At 71.9% G+C, this 18,948-nt stretch carries 9 protein-coding genes; 7 read left to right on the forward strand and 2 right to left on the reverse strand.

The window, feature by feature from the left end; translation table 11 throughout:
* Positions 1–34: 34 nt before the first annotated feature.
* Positions 35–1,912 carry an ABC transporter ATP-binding protein gene (locus tag BG418_RS21975; RefSeq protein WP_188275773.1) on the forward strand — a complete coding sequence of 626 codons (1,878 nt, stop codon included), beginning with the start codon at positions 35–37 and terminating at the stop codon, positions 1,910–1,912.
* A 473-nt stretch (positions 1,913–2,385) separates the two neighbouring features.
* Entirely contained in the window at positions 2,386–4,425 is a 2,040-nt protein-coding gene (locus BG418_RS21980) for a M4 family metallopeptidase (RefSeq protein WP_188275664.1), read from the forward strand.
* A 92-nt stretch (positions 4,426–4,517) separates the two neighbouring features.
* Here the strand turns inward: BG418_RS21980 and glgP are convergent, their stop codons facing one another.
* Positions 4,518–7,145 (reverse strand): alpha-glucan family phosphorylase, encoded by a 2,628-nt coding sequence (glgP, locus tag BG418_RS21985; RefSeq protein ID WP_188275665.1) that lies wholly within the window; start codon positions 7,143–7,145, stop codon positions 4,518–4,520.
* Positions 7,146–7,407: 262 nt separating this feature from the next.
* Here glgP and BG418_RS21990 point away from each other — a divergent pair, with 262 nt between their 5' ends.
* The 5 genes from BG418_RS21990 to glgB all read left to right on the forward strand — a co-directional run bounded on the left by BG418_RS21990 (position 7,408) and on the right by glgB (position 16,624).
* Positions 7,408–8,619, forward strand: coding sequence for a S8 family peptidase (locus BG418_RS21990; protein WP_188275666.1), 1,212 nt, complete (start codon positions 7,408–7,410; stop codon positions 8,617–8,619).
* 324 nt (positions 8,620–8,943) lie between these two features.
* Positions 8,944–10,935, forward strand: a complete 1,992-nt coding sequence (locus BG418_RS21995) for an alpha-1,4-glucan--maltose-1-phosphate maltosyltransferase (protein WP_223185272.1) — start codon at positions 8,944–8,946, stop codon at positions 10,933–10,935.
* Positions 10,932–12,659, forward strand: a complete 1,728-nt coding sequence (gene treS, locus BG418_RS22000) for a maltose alpha-D-glucosyltransferase (protein WP_188275668.1) — start codon at positions 10,932–10,934, stop codon at positions 12,657–12,659. Before BG418_RS21995 ends, treS begins: the two co-directional genes overlap by 4 nt.
* Before the next feature lie 203 nt (positions 12,660–12,862).
* Positions 12,863–14,251, forward strand: coding sequence for a maltokinase N-terminal cap-like domain-containing protein (locus BG418_RS22005; protein ID WP_188275669.1), 1,389 nt, complete (start codon positions 12,863–12,865; stop codon positions 14,249–14,251).
* A gap of 144 nt (positions 14,252–14,395) precedes the next feature.
* Positions 14,396–16,624 carry a 1,4-alpha-glucan branching enzyme gene (gene glgB, locus BG418_RS22010; RefSeq protein ID WP_317453726.1) on the forward strand — a complete coding sequence of 743 codons (2,229 nt, stop codon included), beginning with the start codon at positions 14,396–14,398 and terminating at the stop codon, positions 16,622–16,624.
* Here glgB and BG418_RS22015 read toward each other — a convergent pair.
* On the reverse strand, positions 16,599–18,848 hold the full coding sequence (locus BG418_RS22015) for an AAA family ATPase (protein WP_223185235.1): 2,250 nt from the start codon (positions 18,846–18,848) through the stop codon (positions 16,599–16,601). The two genes, glgB and BG418_RS22015, sit on opposite strands and share 26 nt — an antisense overlap.
* Positions 18,849–18,948 lie beyond the last annotated feature (100 nt).

Genomic DNA, 18,948 nt, shown 5'->3' on the forward strand with positions numbered 1-18,948 from the left:
GGGGGCGGGATCGGGTGCGGCGGGGGCCGTTTCGATGGCGAAGGCCGTCGTGGACGCGCCCGACCCAGCCGCCGCATCGGGCACCGACGACGCACTCGGCGACGCCAAGTCCGCCGCGACCGGGGACCCCTTCGACCGGGACGAGCTGCCCGCGCCCGTCGGTGCGACGCGGGGGCTGCTGCGCGATCTGCTGCGGCCGATGCGGGGCCGCGTCGCGGTCACCGTCCTGCTCATCCTGCTCCAACAGGCCGCCGTGCAGGCCGGACCACTGCTGGTCGCGTACGCGATCGACCGGGGCGTGCCCGCCTTCCGGGCGCACGACCACGGGCCGCTGATCGCCGTCGCCGTCGGCTACCTGGTCTGCGCGGTGGGCTCGGGCCTGCTCCAGTACGCGTTCATCGGCGCGTCCAGCCGGGTCGGCCAGGACGTCCTGCTCGATCTGCGCGGCCGGATCTTCCGGCACGCGCAGGCGCTCAGCGTCGACTTCCACGAGCGCTACACCTCGGGCCGCCTCATCTCCCGCTCCACCTCCGACGTGGAGTCGATCCGCGAACTCCTCAACGAGGGGCTCCAGGAGCTCATCGGCGTCGTGCTCTCCTCCGTCTACATCTGCGCGATGCTGCTCTGGCTCGACTGGGGCATCGGCGCGGTCGCGGTGGCCTCGTACGCGCCGCTGCATCTGCTGATCCGGCGCTACCGGCGCCGGGCGTCCGTGGCGTTCGACGCCCGCTCGACGGCGATCGCGGCCGTGATCGTGAAGTTCGCGGAGACGTTGAACGGCATCCGCCCGGTCCAGGCGTTCCGCCGGGAGCGCGCCAACGACGCGGAGTTCCAGCAGCTCAACCGCACGCACGAGCGCGCCAACGGCGACGCGATCCTCGAAATGGCCCAGTACGTGGTCGGCTCCCGGCTCGTGGCCAACACCGCCGTCGCCGCGATGGTGCTGTGGGGCGCCTACCGGGTCGCGGACGGCACGCTCGCGCTCGGCGTACTGGCGGCGGCCGTGCTGTACATGCGGCGGCTGTACGACCCGATCGACCGGCTGGGGATGTTCCTCAACTCGTACGAGTCGGCGGTCTCGTCGCTGGGGAAGATCGCCGGGCTGCTGGCCCAGACGCCGACGGTGCCGGAGCCGGAGCACCCCCGGCCGCTGCCGGAGCGGCGCACCGAACTGCCGGGCCGCGCGGTCGAGTTCGAGGGCGTGGGCTTCTCGTACCGTACGGGCGGCGAGGTGCTGCCCCGCTTCGACCTGACGATCCCGGCGGGGCAGACGGTCGCGGTGGTCGGCTCGACGGGCGCGGGCAAGTCCACGCTGGCGAAGCTGCTGGCGCGGTTCTACGACCCGACGGAGGGCCGCGTCCTGCTCGACTCGGTCGACCTCCGCGAGCTCGCGGGGGCGGATCTGCGCCGAGGGGTGGTCATGGTCACCCAGGAGGCGTTCCTCTTCTCCGGCACGGTCGCCGACAACATCGCGATCGGCCGCCCGGACGCCACCCGCGAGGAGATCGAGCGGGCCGCGAAGGCGATCGGCGCGCACGACTTCATCGCGCGGCTGCCGGACGGGTACGACACGGACGTACGCAAGCGGGGCGGTCGCATCTCGGCGGGCCAGCGCCAACTCGTCGCGTTCGCCCGTGCGTTGCTCGCCGACCCTTCCGTCCTGATTCTCGACGAGGCGACGTCGTCGCTCGACATCCCCGGCGAGCGGGCGGTACAGCGCGCGATGCACACGGTCCTGCACGGCCGCACGGCCGTGGTGATCGCCCACCGCCTGTCGACGGTGGAGATCGCGGACCGGGTGCTGGTGATGGAACACGGCCGGGTCGTCGAGGACGGCACCCCGTCCGAACTGATCGCAGGAACGGGCCGCTTCGCGGACCTGCACCGGGCGTGGAGAGAGAGCCTGGTCTGACGGGCCCTCCGGTGGAACTGCGCGAGCAACCCAGCACGATCCGCAGACAAAACGGGACCCCGGGGTGGGGCAACGTCCGCGTGGTGGACATCCCGCAGGGCAAGTGCGGAGTCGGATTGAGGCCAATGTGGCGGGGGCCCAAACGGACCGCCGCACACCCTGTTCGTAGAGGTCGAGCACGGTCCTTATCCGGACACTCCCGTCGATCCGGTCGCCTCCAAGACCCCGGTTGCGTCCTGGTGTTGACCCAGGAAACGTCCGCTTAACGAACGGCGTCCGCCGGACAACGGACGAATTCCAGCCAAGTTCTTGACGCGCTCCTGACAGGGCTTCGTCACGCCTGGCACTCTCTCCCCAATCCCGTACCACCCAGTACCACCCAGTACCGCCGATCGACGCACCACCACTGCTCCGCATGCCCCGCCCGGACGGCCCACCCAGCCTCCGGTACCCCCCTCGCAGAAGGAGTTCGCGTGAGATCCACGCACCGTCGTCGTGTCACCGCCACCGCCGCCCTGCTCTCCGCAGCCGCCCTGCTCTCCGTCGGAGTCCAGTCCGGCAGCGCCAGCGCACGCCCCGACGACTCCGCGGCCACCAACGCCCTCAAGGCGCAGGCGGTCCGCAACCCGGGCGCCCTGCCCGCCAAGCTCTCCCCCTCGCAGCGCGCGGAGCTCATCCGCCAGGCCGGCGACAAGACGGCGCAGACCGCCGCGCAGCTCGGCCTCGGCGCGCAGGAGAAGCTCGTCGTCCGCGATGTGATCAAGGACCAGAACGGCACGACGCACACCCGCTACGAGCGCACCTACGCCGGACTCCCCGTCCTCGGCGGCGACCTGGTCGTCGACGCGTCCTCCGCCGGGCGCACCCAGGGCGTCATCAAGGCGAACCGCGCCGAGCTGAAGAACGTCGCCACCACCGCCAAGCAGGGCCCGGCCGCCGCCCAGAAGCAGGCGCTGGCGGCCGCCACCGGCAAGGGCGCCAAGAAGCCCACCGCCGACCGCGCCCCGCGCAAGGTCGTCTGGATGGCCAAGGGCGCGCCGACCCTCGCGTACGAGACGGTCGTCGGCGGTGTGCAGGACGACGGCACGCCGAACCAGCTGCACGTCATCACGGACGCGGTGACCGGCGCCAAGCTCTACCAGTGGCAGGGCATCGAGACCGGCATCGGCAACACCCACTACAGCGGCCAGGTCACCCTGGGCACCTCGCAGTCCGGGTCGAGCTACACGCTGAACGACGCGGGCCGCGGCGGCCACAAGACGTACAACCTGAACCACGGCTCGTCCGGCACCGGTTCGCTGTTCACGCAGAACAACGACACCTGGGGCGACGGGACCAACTCCAACGCCGCGACCGCCGGCGCCGACGCCGCCTACGGCGCGGGCGTCACCTGGGACTTCTACAAGAACGTCTTCGGCCGCAGCGGCATCCGCGGCGACGGCGTCGCCGCCTACTCCCGCGTCCACTACGGCAACGCGTACGTCAACGCGTTCTGGGACGACAGCTGCTTCTGCATGACGTACGGCGACGGCTCGGGCGACAACGACCCGCTTACCTCGCTGGACGTGGCCGGCCACGAGATGACGCACGGCGTCACCGCCGCCACCGCGGGCCTCAACTACGCGGACGAGTCCGGCGGTCTGAACGAGGCGACCTCCGACATCATGGGCACGTCGGTCGAGTTCTACGCCAACAACCCCAGCGCGCCGGGCAACTACCTCATCGGCGAGCAGATCAACATCAACGGCAACGGCACCCCGCTGCGCTACATGGACAAGCCGAGCAAGGACGGCGGCTCCGCGGACAGCTGGTACTCCGGCGTCGGCAACCTCGACGTCCACTACTCCTCGGGCCCGGCGAACCACTGGTTCTACCTGGCCTCCGAGGGCAGCGGCGCCAAGACCATCAACGGATTCAGCTACGACTCGCCGACCTCCGACGGTCTGCCGGTCACCGGCATCGGCCGCGAGAAGGCCCAGCTGATCTGGTACAAGGCGCTCACCACCAAGTTCAACTCCTCCACCGACTACGCGGGCGCGCGTGACGGCACGATCGCCGCGGCGACCGAGCTGTACGGTGCGGGCAGCGCCGAGGTCAACAACATCACCGACGCGTGGGCGGCCATCAACGTCGGCGCCCGTCACGACGGCGGCAACCCGCCGAGCGGCAACGTCTTCGACAACAGCACCAAGGTCAACATCCCGGACTACCCGGGTGCGGCCGTGACCTCGTCGGTCAACGTCACCGGCATCACGGGCAACGCGCCCAGCGCCCTCAAGGTCGGCGTGAAGATCACCCACACCTACATCGGCGACCTCCAGATCGACCTGGTGGCCCCGAACGGGACGAGCTACCGCCTGAAGAACTCCTCCGGCGACTCCACGCAGAACCTGGACACCACGTACACGGTCAACGCCTCGGCGGTGGCCGCGAACGGGACCTGGAAGCTGAAGGTCCAGGACAAGGCGCGGCAGGACGTCGGTTACATCACCGACTTCAAGCTCACGTTCTGAGCTTCGGAGCTCACCTTTCGGTCAGGCGGCTGATCGGAACGTGATGAAGGTGCCCGGACCCCGCAAGGGGCCGGGCACCGCCACGTTCCGCCTCAGCGCATCAGCACCCCCGCGCCCTCCCCCGTGGTCTCCGTGGGCAGCGCGACCAGGCCGAGATCGGCTCCGGTGGCGAGCAGGCGGTGGGCCGGAAGCACCCGGACCGTGTAGCCGTACGCGCCGGTCCGATCCAGGGCCAGCGGGCCCTCGTACACCCAGCGGCCCTCCAGGTCGGGGCCGCCCGCGGGCTTCAGCGCGACCGTGCGGGCCTCCCCGATCGTGTCGGCGGCGTCCACCCGGCCCGAGACCGCCTGCACCTCGACGTCGTCGGGCTGCAACCCGCCGAGCCGGACGCACACCCGCAGCGACAGCGTGGAGCCGAGCTCGGCGTTGCCGTTGAGGGCGGTGGCCGCCAGCGCCTCCACATGGTCGACGCCGACCTGCGGCCAGGCCTCCCGCACCCGGGACTTCCAGGCCGCGAGCTCCCGGGCGGTGTCGTGCTCCAGGGAGCGATGGGCGCGGGCGGCGGGCGCGTAAAGACGCTCCACGTACTCCCGCACCATCCGGCCCGCCAGCACCTTCGGCCCCAGCGCGGCCAGGGTCTCGCGGACCATTTCGATCCAGCGGCCGGGCAGCCCGTCCGCACCCCGGTCGTAGAAACGCGGCGCGACCCGGTCCTCGATCAGGTCGTAGAGCGCGGTCGCCTCCAGCTGGTCGCGGCGGTCCTCGTCGGTGGCCGCGCCGTCGGCGGTCGGGATGGCCCAGCCGAAGTCCGGCTCGAACCACTCGTCCCACCAGCCGTCCAGGACCGACAGGTTGAGGCACCCGTTGAGCGCGGCCTTCATCCCACTGGTCCCGCACGCCTCAAGGGGCCGCAGCGGATTGTTGAGCCAGACGTCGCAGCCGGGGTAGAGCCGCTTGGCCATCGCCATGCCGTAGTCGGGCAGGAAGACGATGCGGTGACGCACCCGGGGATCGTCCGCGAACCGCACCAGCTCCTGGACCAGCCGCTTTCCGCTGTCGTCGGCGGGGTGCGCCTTGCCGGCCACCACGATCTGCACCGGCCGGGTCGGATGCAGCAGCAGCTCCATCAGCCGGTCCCGGTCGCGCAGCATCAGGGTGAGTCGCTTGTACGAGGGGACGCGGCGGGCGAAGCCGATGGTGAGGACGGAGGGGTCGAGCACCCCGTCCACCCAGCCCAGTTCCGCCGTCCCGGCGCCGCGCCCGCGCCACGACGCGTACAGCCGCTCGCGCACTTCGAGCACCAGCTGTTCGCGCAACTCCCGCCGCAGCTCCCAGATCTCCGCGTCCGGGATGTCGGCGACCGCGTCCCAGCGGGGCGAACCGCCGACGCTCAGCGCGTCCTCGACGCGCCCGGCCCCGACCTGGCGGGCGCCGAGGCGGAACACCTCGGGCGCGACCCAGGTCGGCGCGTGCACCCCGTTGGTGACCGAGGTGATCGGCACCTCGGCGGGGTCGAACCCCGGCCACAGGCCCGCGAACATCCCCCGGCTGACCGCGCCGTGCAGGGTCGAGACGCCGTTGGCGCGCTGGGCGAGCCGCAGCCCCATCACGGCCATGTTGAAGAGGTTCGGCTCGCCGCCGGGGTAGGTCTCCATGCCCAGCTGGAGGATCCTGGCGACGTCGACGCCCTCCAGTTCGCCGTCGTCGCCGAGGTGGCGGGCGACCAGCTCGCGGTCGAACCGGTCGATCCCGGCCGGGACCGGGGTGTGGGTGGTGAAGACGGTCCCGGCCCGCACGGACTCCAGGGCGGCATCGAACTCCAGCCCCTCACCTGCGAGTTCGCGGATCCGCTCCAGGCCGAGGAACCCGGCGTGGCCCTCGTTGGTGTGGAAGACCTCGGGCTCGGGGTGGCCGCTGATCCGGCAGTACGCGCGCACCGCCCGCACCCCGCCGATGCCGAGCAGCATCTCCTGGAGGAGCCGGTGCTCGCTGCCGCCGCCGTACAGCCGGTCGGTGACGTCCCGCTCGCCGGGCCCGTTCTCCTCCACGTCCGAGTCGAGCATCAGGAGCGGGACGCGGCCGACGCGCGCGATCCACACCACGGCGTGCAGCGAGCGCCCGCCGGGCAGCCGCAGCGAGATGCGCGCGGGCTCGCCGTCGCTCTCGCGCAGCAGCGCCAGTGGCAGTTCGTTGGGGTCGAGGACGGGATAGTGCTCCTGCTGCCAGCCGTCGCGCGAGAGCGACTGGCGGAAGTAGCCATGTCTGTACAGGAGTCCGACGCCGACGAGCGGTACGCCGAGGTCGGAGGCGGATTTGAGATGGTCGCCGGCGAGGATGCCGAGCCCGCCCGAGTACTGCGGCAGCGCGGCCGTGATCCCGAACTCCGGCGAGAAGTAGGCGACCGCGCGCGGCAGCCCCTCGGGCTGTTCCTGGTACCACCGCCGCCCGCCCAGATAGTCGGCCAGGTCGTCGGCGCAGGCGGTGAGCGCCCGCAGGAAGCGGCGGTCCTCGGCCAGCGCGGCGAGCCGGGCGGCGGAGACCGCCCCGAGGAGGCGCACGGGGTCCTCCTGGGCCGCCCGCCACCCCTCGGGGTCGACGGATTCGAACAGTTCGCGGGTCTCGGTATGCCAGGACCAGCGCAGATTGCGGGCCAGTCCGCTCAGCGGCCGCAGGGGCTCGGGGAGGACGGGACGGACGGTGAATCGACGGATTGCCTTCACGTGTTCCACCTTCGCAGGGGATGTACGCAACTGGGTGCACGTACCGCTCAGTTCGTCGGTCCTTCACCCCCGACGGTAGTGGGCCACGGCGCCGCACAACCACGGCGCACGGAAGCGGGCGCCCCCCGAGTGCGCCCTTGTGGGCTCTCCCGTCCGGGCGGCAGGCTGCCAAGCGGGCCGTCCGGCGTGCGCGGAGGGGGTTCCGGGCCCGGCGGATCGATTCCGCCGGGCGCGCGCCGGACCGAGGAGGGGAAGAGACGCCATGGGACGGACACACACCGGGCGCCTGCGCGCGGCCGGGGCGCTGACCGCGCTTGTCACGGCGGCGGCGCTGTCCTGCGCGCTGCCCGCACAGGCCGCACCGCCCACACCACTCCCGCCGCCCGAGGGGCGCGTACTCGGCGCGGACGCCCCGGGCGCGGTCGGCGGCAGCTACATCGTCACGCTCAAGGACTCCACCGGCGCGCCCACCGGTGCGGGCCGCAGCATCGCCGCCAAGTACGGGGCGCACATCAGCCGTACGTACGAAACCGCCCTGAACGGGTACGCGGTCCACGTCGACGCCGAACACGCCGGGGAGCTCGCGGCCGATCCGGCCGTGGCGTCGGTGGTCCAGGACACGGCGGTCTCGCTCGACGACGGCGAGGCGGGCCCCGCCGACCGGACCGCCCCACCCGATCCCACACCGCAACAGCCCTCGGACTGGCCCCCCGGCCAGGGCGCGGGCGTCACCGCGTACGTCATCGACACCGGCATCCGCACCACGCACCGCGAGTTCGGCGGCCGGGCGAGCAGCGGCTGGGACTTCGTCGACGACGACGCGGACGCCGAGGACGGCAGCGGGCACGGCACGCATGTCGCGGCGACGCTCGCGGGCGCCACGTACGGCGTGGCCAAGCGGGCGGACGTGGTCGCGGTGCGCGTCCTGGACGACCACGGCGTCGGCACCACCGCACAGGTCATCGCCGGGATCGACTGGGTGGCCCGCAACGCCCGCCGTCCGGCCGTCGCCAATCTGAGCCTGGGCGGCGCCGCCAACCCCGAGCTCGACCAGGCCGTACGGAACGCGATCGCGGCCGGGGTGACGTTCACGGTCGCCGCCGGTAACGAGGGGGCCCCGGCCGCGCGGTACTCGCCCGCCCGGGTCCCGGAGGCGGTCACGGTCGGGGCGAGCGACCGCTCCGGCGCCCGCGCGGCCTTCTCGAACTGGGGTCCGGCGCTCGACCTGTTCGCGCCGGGCGTGTCGGTCACCTCGGCGTGGAACACCGACGACACCGCGTCCCGGACCCTGACCGGCACCTCGATGGCGGCCCCGTACGCGGCGGGCGCTGCGGCGCTCTATCTGGGCGGCCACCCGTCGGCGACTCCGGCCGAGGTCAGCGACGCGCTGGTGGCCCGCTCGGCCACCGGGAGGATCACCGACGCGGGCCCCGGCTCCCCCGACCGGCTGCTCCAGGTGACCGGCCAGGACTGACCCACCGTGACCGGTCAGCACTGAACTCCCCTGACGCTCAAGGAACTTGTGGGTAGGCAAATTCTGGGGCGGTTCCACCGAAAGAGAGGGCCGCTTCGTTGCCTGAACCGTTACGCCCAGGTAGTTAACAAACCACCGGAATGCGCACTCGGACCCTGTGGAAGGCTCATCCGGTAGGACGCCGTCTGAGACACCCGTCACCCGCCACCCGAGTGAACGCGGACAGGAGCGGCCATGCCCGCAGCCCGTCAACCGTCAGCGGAGCTACAAAGAGCAGACCCCGCCACGCCCCGTACACCCCAGCCACCAGGTGAGACCGTGAAGATGCCGATCGGCCGTATCCCCGTCCTGGACGTCCGCCCCGCCGTCGACTGCGGCACGAGGCCCGCGAAGGCGGTGGCCGGAGAGACGTTCCTGGTCACCGCCACCGTCTTCCGCGAGGGCCATGACGCCGTCGCCGCCAATGTCGTGCTGCGCGACCCGCACGGGCGGCCGGGGCCCTGGACGCCGATGCGCGAGCTCGCCCCCGGCACCGACCGGTGGGGCGCCGAGGTCACCCCGGATTCCGAGGGCCGCTGGTCGTACACGGTCGAGGCGTGGAGCGACCCGGTCGCCACCTGGCGCCACCACGCCCGTATCAAGATCCCGGCGGGCCTGGACACCGAGCTGGTGCTCGCGGAGGGCGCCGAGCTGTACGAGCGGGCCGCGCCCGGGGTGCCCAAGGACGAAGGGCGCGAGGCGGTGCTGGCCGCCGCGGACGCGCTGCGCGACACCTCCCGCCCGGCGCACGCCCGGCTCGCCGCGGCCCTGACCCCGGCGGCCGACGAGGCGCTGGCCCGGCATCCACTGCGCGAACTGGTCAGCGCCAGCGAGCCGTTGCCTCTGCTCGTGGAGCGCGAGCGGGCGCTCTTCGGCTCCTGGTACGAGCTGTTCCCGCGCTCCGAGGGCGCGGTGGTCGAGGCCGGGAAGCCCCCGGTGAGCGGCACACTGCGGACCGCCGCCGAGCGGCTGCCCGCGGTCGCGGCGATGGGGTTCGACGTGGTCTATCTGCCGCCCGTGCACCCCATCGGCACCACCTTCCGCAAGGGTCGCGACAACAGCCTGGCGGCGGCGCCCGGTGACGTCGGCGTGCCCTGGGCGATCGGCTCGCCGGACGGCGGCCACGACGCGATCCACCCGGACCTCGGCACCCTCGACGACTTCGACCACTTCGTGGCGACCGCCCGCGATCTGCGCATGGAGGTCGCCCTCGACTTCGCGCTCCAGTGCTCGCCCGACCACCCCTGGGTGGACAAGCACCCAGAGTGGTTCCACCACCGGGTGGACGGCTCCATCGCGTACGCCGAGAACCCGCCGAAGAAGTACCAGGACATCTACCCGCTCGCCTTCGACCGCGACATGCCGGGCCTGGTCGCCGAGACCGTGCGGCTGCTGCGGTTCTGGATGGACCACGGGGTACGGATCTTCCGCGTCGACAATCCGCACACCAAGCCGGTGGTCTTCTGGGAACAGGTGCTGGCCGAGGTCAACGGCACCGACCCCGATGTGGTCTTCCTGGCCGAGGCGTTCACCCGGCCCGCGATGATGCACACCCTCGCCAAGGTCGGCTTCCAGCAGTCGTACACGTACTTCACCTGGCGCAACTCCAAGCAGGAGCTCACCGACTACCTCACCGAGCTCTCCGGTGAGAGCGCCGCGTACATGCGGCCCAACTTCTTCGTGAACACCCCGGACATCCTGCACGCCTACCTCCAGCACGGCGGCCGCCCCGCGTTCGAGGTGCGGGCGGTGCTCGCCGCCACGCTGTCGCCCAGCTGGGGCGTGTACGCGGGGTACGAGCTGTGCGAGAACACCGCCCTGCGCGACGGCAGCGAGGAGTACCTGCACTCCGAGAAGTACGAGCTGCGGCCCCGCGACTGGGCGGCCGCCGAGCGCGACGGGCGTTCTCTCGCCCCGCTGATCACCGCGCTCAACCGCATCCGCCGGCACCACCCGGCGCTGCGCCGGCTGCGCTCGGTCCGCTTCCACTCCACCGACAACGACGCGGTCATCGCGTACAGCAAGCGCTCGGGGGCCGACACCGTCCTGGTGGTCGCCAACCTCGACCCCCACCACACCCAGGAGGCCACGGTCTCGTTGGACATGCCGGAACTCGGCCTCGAATGGCACGAGACCGTCCCGGTGCGCGACGAGCTCACCGGTGAGACCTACCACTGGGGCAGGGCCAACTACGTGCGCCTAGAGCCGGGCCGCGCGCCCGCGCACATCCTGGTCCTGCGACCGTCCCCGCCGATCGGAGGGTCACCCACACCATGATCGTCAACGAGCCCGTCCACGACACCTTCGAGGACACTCCCGCCAAGGACCGCGATCCCGAGTGGTTCAAGCGAGCGGTGTTCTACGAGGTGCTCGTCCGGTCCTTCCAGGACAGCAACGGCGACGGCGTCGGGGATCTCAAGGGCATCACCGCCAAACTGGACTACCTGCAGTGGCTGGGGGTGGACTGCCTGTGGCTTCCGCCCTTCTTCAAGTCCCCGCTGCGGGACGGCGGTTACGACGTCTCGGACTACACCGCGGTACTCCCCGAGTTCGGCGACCTCGCCGACTTCGTGGAGTTCGTGGACGCCGCCCACCAACGCGGCATGCGCGTGATCATCGACTTCGTCATGAACCACACCAGCGACCAGCACCCGTGGTTCCAGGAGTCGCGCAAGGACCCCGAGGGCCCGTACGGCGACTACTACGTCTGGGCCGACAACGACAAGCAGTTCCAGGACGCCCGGATCATCTTCGTCGACACCGAGACCTCCAACTGGACCTTCGACCCCGTCCGCAAGAAGTACTACTGGCACCGCTTCTTCTCCCACCAGCCGGACCTCAACTACGAGAACCCGGCCGTCCAGGACGAGATCCTGGCCGCCCTGCGGTTCTGGCTGGACCTGGGCATCGACGGCTTCCGCCTGGACGCCGTCCCGTACCTCTACCAGGAGGAGGGCACCAACTGCGAGAACCTGCCCGCCACCCATGAGTTCCTCAAGCGGGTGCGCGCCGAGATCGACGCGAGCTACCCGGACACGGTGCTGCTCGCCGAGGCCAACCAGTGGCCCGAGGACGTCGTCGACTACTTCGGCGACTACGCGGCGGGCGGCGACGAGTGCCACATGGCGTTCCACTTCCCCGTGATGCCGCGCATCTTCATGGCCGTGCGCCGCGAGAGCCGCTACCCGGTCTCCGAGGTGCTCGCCAAGACCCCGGCCATCCCCAAGACCTGCCAGTGGGGCATCTTCCTGCGCAACCACGACGAGCTGACCCTCGAAATGGTCACGGACGAAGAGCGCGACTACATGTACGCGGAGTACGCCAAGGATCCCCGGATGCGCGCCAACATCGGCATCCGGCGCCGGCTCGCCTCCCTGCTGGACAACGACCGCAACCAGATCGAACTGTTCACCGCCCTGCTCCTGTCGCTGCCCGGCTCGCCGATCCTCTACTACGGGGACGAGATCGGGATGGGCGACAACATCTGGCTGGGCGACCGGGACGCCGTACGGACCCCCATGCAGTGGACGCCCGACCGCAACGCGGGCTTCTCGTCCTGCGATCCAGGACGCCTCTTCCTTCCCACGATCATGGACCCCGTCTACGGCTACCAGGTCACCAACGTCGAGGCGGCCATGGCATCGCCGTCGTCGCTGCTGCACTGGACCCGCAGGATGATCGAGATCCGTAAGCAGAACCCCGCTTTCGGACTCGGCTCGTACACCGAACTCCAGTCGTCCAACCCGGCGGTCCTGGCGTTCCTGCGGGAGGTCCCCGCTGTCGACGGCGGGGGCGACGACCTCGTGCTGTGCGTGAACAACTTCTCGCGGTTCGCCCAGCCCACCGAGCTGGACCTGCGGGCGTTCGCCGGCCGCCATCCGGTGGAGCTGATCGGCGGGGTGCGGTTCCCGGCCATCGGCCAGTGGCCGTACCTGCTCACCCTGGCGGGGCACGGCTTCTACTGGTTCCGGCTGCGCAAGGACTGCATCGTGATCGGTTAGCGACACCAGACCGAGGGCCCCTTTCGGGCGGCCCCGGGCGGGCCGGTTTCCTCCGGCCCGCCCGGGGCACTCTCCTCAGCGACGCTCCGGACCGCTCTCCCAGAGGCACGCCGGAGGCCCCGCGCGCCGCCGGACAGCCATTGCCGCAATCCGGGACACTCTGCGCACATCCTGCTGTGAGCCCGGGGAAAGGACGCGCTGCCATGCCCAAGGCCGCACCCACCCTGACTCCCGTCGCGCTGCTCCCCTCGCTGGCGCCGCTGCTGCACGAGTGGCTGCCCCGCCAGCGCTGGTTCGCGGGCAAGGGCCGCCCGGTCACCGGCTTCTCGCTGACCTCCGTCACCGAGCTGCTGCCCGGCTGTCTGCACCTTCTCGTCCGGGCCGAGCAGCCGAGCGCCACCCCCGCCCCCGATCCCGGCGACGTCTACCAGCTGCTGCTCGGCGTACGGAAAGTGCTGCCGCCACCGCTCGCGCCCGCGCTCGTCGGGCACGCCGGCGCCGGACCGCTGACCGGGCTCACCGTGTACGACGCGCTCCAGGACCCCCAGATCGCCGCGCTCCTGCTGGAACGGCTGCGCACCCCGGGGCGCCTGGGGCCGCTGCGCTTCGGCTGCGACGCGACCGTCCCCGTCCCCGCCGGACTCACGCCCCGTCTGCTGGCCGTCGAGCAGTCCAACTCCTCGCTGGTGTACGGAGATACGTTCATCCTCAAGGTATTTCGTCGGATCCACTTCGGGGTCAACCCCGACCTGGAACTTCCGCTGGTCCTGGCCCGGCACGGATGCGACCGGGTGCCCGCGCCCGCGGCCTGGATCCAGACGGACCGGCCCGAGGAGGCGACGCTCGCGGTGCTCCAGCCGTTTCTGCGCGGCTCGCAGGACGGCTGGCAGCTCGCGCTGCGCGCCCTCGCCGAGCAACGCGACTTCACCACCGAGGCGCACGCGCTCGGCCGGGCCACCGCCGAGGTGCACACCGCGCTCGCCGCCGCACTGCCGGTGGTCACGCTCGGCCGCCCGCAGACCGAGCTCCTGGCCACCGCGATGCGCGAGCGCCTGGAGGCGGCGGCCCGGGCGGTGCCGGTGCTGCGGCCCCATGTGCCGGGCCTGCGGGCCGCGTTCGACGCGGTGACGGCGGTGCGCGGGCCCCGGCCCGCCCAGCGCGTCCACGGCGATCTGCATCTGGGCCAGACCCTGCGGGCATCGGGCGGGCAGTGGTCAGTCATCGACTTCGAGGGCGAGCCCGCCCGGCCGCTGACCGAACGCCGCCGCCCGCAGCCGCCGGTCCGGGACGTGGCGGGCATGCTGCGCTCCTTCGACTACGCGGCCCGCACGCTCCCGCAGGCCCCCGACCCCGGTCCCGGCCACACCCAACGGGCTCCCCAGCCCTGGCGCCTGGAGTGGGCCGAGTCCTGCCGCAGCGCCTACTGCGCCGGTTACGCGGCCGCGTCCGGCACCGATCCGCGCGACGAGCCCGAGCTGCTGCGGGCGTACGAGACCGACAAGGCGGTGTACGAGGTGCTGTACGAGGCCCGCCACCGCCCCGACTGGCTGGCCGTCCCGATGGCGGCCGTCCGCCGTCTGGCCGGCACCTGACCCCACCGCCCGCGTTCCCCCCACCCCGAGGAGGCCGTACCCGTGACCGCCCGCCCGCCGACCGGCGACAGCCCGCAATCCCCCGACCGCCGCACGCGCAAGAGCGCCGCCGAGAAGCCGAGGCCCACGGCGAAGTCTCCTGCGGTGAAGCCGACAGCCAAGCGCGCGGGGAGCCATGGCGTACGGGCCGCACGGCCGATCGGCGCCGACGACCGCGCGCGGCTGCTCGCCGGGGCGCACCACGATCCGCACGCGCTCCTGGGCGCCCACTCCGTGCGCGGCGGCATCGCCTTCCGCGTCCTGCGCCCGTACGCGCAGGCCGTGACCGTACTGGCCAAGGGGCTCAGGGCCGAGCTGCACGAGGACGGCGACGGGCTGTTCAGCGGGGTGCTGCCGCTGCGCGAGGTGCCCGAGTACACGCTGCTGGTCACCTACGACGACAACGAGATCGAGGCCGAGGACCCGTACCGCTTCCTGCCCGCGCTCGGCGACCTCGATCTGCATCTGATCAGCGAGGGCCGCCACGAGGAGCTGTGGACGGCGCTGGGCGCGCGCCCGATGACCCACCAGGGCGTCGCGGGCACCCGGTTCACGGTGTGGGCGCCCAACGCGCTGGGCGTCCGCGTCACCGGGGACTTCTGCTACTGGGACGGCACCGCGCACCCCATGCGCTCGCTCGGCTCGTCGGGTGTGTGGGAGCTGTTCCTGCCGGGCATCGGCGACGGCGCGCTCTACAAGTTCGACATCACCCGCCCCGACGGCTCGCACACCCTGCGCGCCGACCCGATGGCCCGGCGCACCGAGGTGCCGCCCGCGACCGCGTCGATCGTGACCGAGTCGCACCACGAGTGGCAGGACGAGCGGTGGATGGCGGCCCGCGGCGACCGCCCGGTCCACGAGTCCCCGTTCTCGGTGTACGAGGTGCACCTCCCGTCCTGGCGCCCAAGGCTGACGTACCGTCAACTGGCCCAACAACTCCCCGCCTACGTAAGAGACTTGGGCTTCACCCACGTGGAGTTCCTGCCGGTCTCCGAGCACCCCTTCGGCGGCTCGTGGGGCTACCAGGTGACCGGCTTCTACGCCCCCACCGCCCGGATGGGCACCCCCGACGACTTCCGCTTCCTGGTGGACGCGCTGCACCGGGCCGGCATCGGCGTGCTCGTCGACTGGGTGCCCGCGCACTTCCCGAAGGACGACTGGGCGCTGGCCTCCTTCGACGGGCGCACCCTGTACGAGCACGAGGACCCGGCCCGCTCCGAGCACCCCGACTGGGGCACCCTCGAATTCGACTACGGCCGCAAGGAGGTCCGTAACTTCCTGGTGGCGAACGCGACGTACTGGTGCCAGGAGTTCCACATCGACGGGCTGCGGGTGGACGCGGTCGCCTCGATGCTCTACCTGGACTACTCGCGCGAGCACGGCGAGTGGGCGCCGAACGAGCACGGCGGCCGGGAGAACCTGGACGCGGTGGCCTTCCTCCAGGAGATGAACGCCACCGTCTACCGCCGCTGCCCCGGCGTGATCACCATCGCGGAGGAGTCCACCGCCTGGGACGGCGTGACCCGCGCGACCCACCACGTGGGCCCCGGCGGCTTCGGCGGGCTCGGCTTCGGCCTGAAGTGGAACATGGGCTGGATGCACGACTCGCTGGGCTACGCGGCCCATGAGCCGGTCCACCGCAAGTACCACCACAACGAGATGACGTTCTCGATGGTGTACGCGTACAGCGAGAACTACGTCCTGCCGATCTCGCACGACGAGGTCGTCCACGGCAAGCGCTCGCTGGTCTCCAAGATGCCCGGCGACTGGTGGCAGCAGCGCGCCACCCACCGCGCCTACCTCGGCTTCATGTGGGCGCACCCCGGCAAGCAACTCCTCTTCATGGGCCAGGAGTTCGCCCAGGGCGCGGAGTGGTCGGAGACGACCGGCCCCGACTGGTGGCTGCTCGACCCGTCGTACGCGGCCGAGCCGGACCACCGGGGCGTGCGCGACCTGGTCCGCGACCTGAACACGGTCTACCGCGACGCCCCGCCCCTGTGGCAGCGCGACACCGACCCCGGCGGCTTCGCATGGGTGGCGGGCGACGCGGCGGAGGACAACGTCTTCGCCTTCCTCCGCTACGACACCACGGGCGCCCCCCTGCTCGCCGTCTCCCACTTCTCCCCGGTGGTGCGCCACGACTACCGCCTGGGCGTCCCCGACACCGTCCCGGCCTGGACGGAGGTCCTGAACACCGACGCGACCCGGTACGGAGGCGGCGGCGTCGCCAACCCCGACCCCCTCAAGCCCGACTCCGTCCCGAGCCACGGGCAGCAGGTCAGCATCCAGCTGACGCTGCCGCCGCTGGCTACGGTGTGGCTGCGGCCGGTGTGAGCGCGTCCGCCAGCGCCTTCGGCAGCGGCGCCGAGTGGAGCACGCCGAGCCGCTGAGTGGCCCGGGTGAGCGCCACGTACAGATCACTCACGCCGTACTCACCCGGCTCCACCACCAGCACGGTGTCGAATTCGAGCCCCTTGGCCTGCCGGGGGTCGAGCAGGACGACCGGGCACGTCAGATCGGGCTCGCCCGGCGGGATGTCCGGCAGCGCGGCGGCGAGCGCCGCATGCAGCCCGCGCGGCGCGACGACGGCAAGCCGCCCCACCTCGGGCGTCTCCTCCTTCACGGCATGGGCGACGGCCTGGGCGAGGTCGTCGGCGGCGGCCGCACGCACCCAGGGCCGAACTCCGGTGGCCCGTACGGAACTGGGCGGCTCAAAGGCCGGGTCCTCCGCCCGCCACACCTGGGCCGCCACCTCCATGATCTCGGCGGGCGTACGGTAGTTGACCCCGAGCCGGACGTGCTCCCAGCGGTCCTCCACGTACGGTTCGAGGATCCGCTGCCAGGAGCCGACACCGGCCGGTTCGGCGGTCTGGGCCGGGTCGCCGACCAGCGTGAACGAGCGGGTCGGGCAGCGCCGCATCAGCAGCCGCCAGGCCATCGCGGAGAGCTCCTGCGCCTCGTCGACGATGATGTGGCCGAACGCCCAGGTCCGGTCGGCGGCCGCGCGCTCGGCCGCGCTGCGGTGGTCGGCCTCCTCGTGGCGGTCGGCGAACCGCTCGGCGTCGATGATGTCGTGCGCGGCCAGCACCTCCGACTCCTCGTCCTCGAACTCGAAGCTCTCCGAGCCCGCCGAGAGGTCGAGCACGCCCTGCGCGTACGCGATCCGGTCCTGCCGCGCAGCCTCGGCGGCGGCGCGGGCGGCGGAGTCGTCGTCACCGAGCAGTTCGGCGGCTTCGTCGAGGAGGGGGATGTCGGCCACGGTCCAAGCTGATCCGGCCGGGCGCCGAATCAACTCCCCGTCCCCTTCGGCGAGATGGGAGGGCTCCTCAAGGAACTCCTCGATGAGTCGCTGCGGGGTGAGGTCGGGCCAGAAGTCGTCGATGGCGGCGTGGACGGTCGGGCTGGTGGCGATCTCCTTGCCGAGCTGGGCGAGGTCGTCGGGCCCGAGGAGGTTCTCGCCGCCGAAGGGGTCGGCGCCGATCCGCTCGGCGAGCTGGGCGGTGAGCGCGTCGATGATGTGGAAGGCGAAGTGGGGCCGGGCGAGGTTGTGCGGCAGTCCGCTCTCGCGGGCGCGGTGGCGCGCGTCCTCGGCCATGGCGCGATCGAGGAGGAGGGTCCCGTACCCGTCGTGGTCGATCTCGGCGGCGACGTCCGGGACGGTCTGGCGGTCGCGGACGACCTGGGCGAGGACGTCGGCCATGGCCGCCCGCCCCTTTGTCTCGGCGGCCGCGGGGGTGTCGACGCCGGTCGCGACAACACCCGGGAAGAGCTCACCCATGGTGGAGAGCAGCACCCCGGTCTCACCCAGGGACGGCAACACCTCCCCGATGTAGCCGAGGAAGGCGGGGTTGGGGCCGACGATCAGGACGGCGCGCCGGGCCAGCTGCTCGCGGTACGCGTAGAGCAGATACGCGGCGCGGTGCAGCGCGACCGCGGTCTTGCCGGTGCCGGGCCCGCCCTCGACGACCAGGACGCCGCGCTGCGGGGCGCGGATGATCCGGTCCTGCTCGGCCTGGATGGTCTGCACGATGTCGTGCATGCGGCCGGTGCGGGCCGCGTCGAGGGCGGCGAGCAGTACGTCGTCGGCGTCCGTGCCCTCGTGCCCGGTGCGGGCCGAGTCGGCGAGGTCGAGGATCTCGTCGTGGAGCGCGGTGACCGTGCGGCCGTCGGTGGTGATGTGACGCCTGCGGCGCAGCCCCATCGGGGTGTGCCCGGTCGCCAGATAGAACGGCCGCGCCACGTCGGCCCGCCAGTCGACGACGAGGGGCGTACGGTCGGGGTCGTCGCGGCGGATGCCGATGCGGCCGATGTGGTGCGAGCGGGAGTCGGCGTGGTCGAGCCGCCCGAAGCAGAGCCCGTTCTCGCCGGCCTGGTACGCGCTGAGCAGCCCCGACTGCTCGGCGACGATCACGTCCCGCTCAAGGCGCGCCTGCTGCCCGGTCCCGACCGACCCCAACGCGCCCCGGACCGACCCCTCGGCCAACTCGCGCAGGTCGTCGAGGCGCGCGTAGAGCGCGTCGATGAATTGCTGTTCTTTCCGAATTTCCTCGGTTGACAATTCCGCTCCTGACGCGATACAGTGTTTTTCGTAAGGGCTTTACGTGCATTCCTAATGCGCGAACACACGAAGAGCCCACTATACGCAGAGAAAAACCCCG

This window comes from Streptomyces sp. CBMA152, assembly GCF_014596475.1.
In the GTDB taxonomy this organism is placed as follows: domain Bacteria; phylum Actinomycetota; class Actinomycetes; order Streptomycetales; family Streptomycetaceae; genus Streptomyces.

Excerpts from the sequence above, each read along its gene's own strand:
- BG418_RS21975 (WP_188275773.1), top strand. The coding sequence starts at position 35 with ATGGCGAAGGCCGTCGTGGACGCGCCCGACCCAGCCGCCGCATCGGGC.
- BG418_RS21990 (WP_188275666.1), top strand. The coding sequence starts at position 7,408 with ATGGGACGGACACACACCGGGCGCCTGCGCGCGGCCGGGGCGCTGACC.
- BG418_RS21995 (WP_223185272.1), top strand. The coding sequence starts at position 8,944 with ATGCCGATCGGCCGTATCCCCGTCCTGGACGTCCGCCCCGCCGTCGAC.
- treS (WP_188275668.1), top strand. The coding sequence starts at position 10,932 with ATGATCGTCAACGAGCCCGTCCACGACACCTTCGAGGACACTCCCGCC.
- BG418_RS22005 (WP_188275669.1), top strand. The coding sequence starts at position 12,863 with ATGCCCAAGGCCGCACCCACCCTGACTCCCGTCGCGCTGCTCCCCTCG.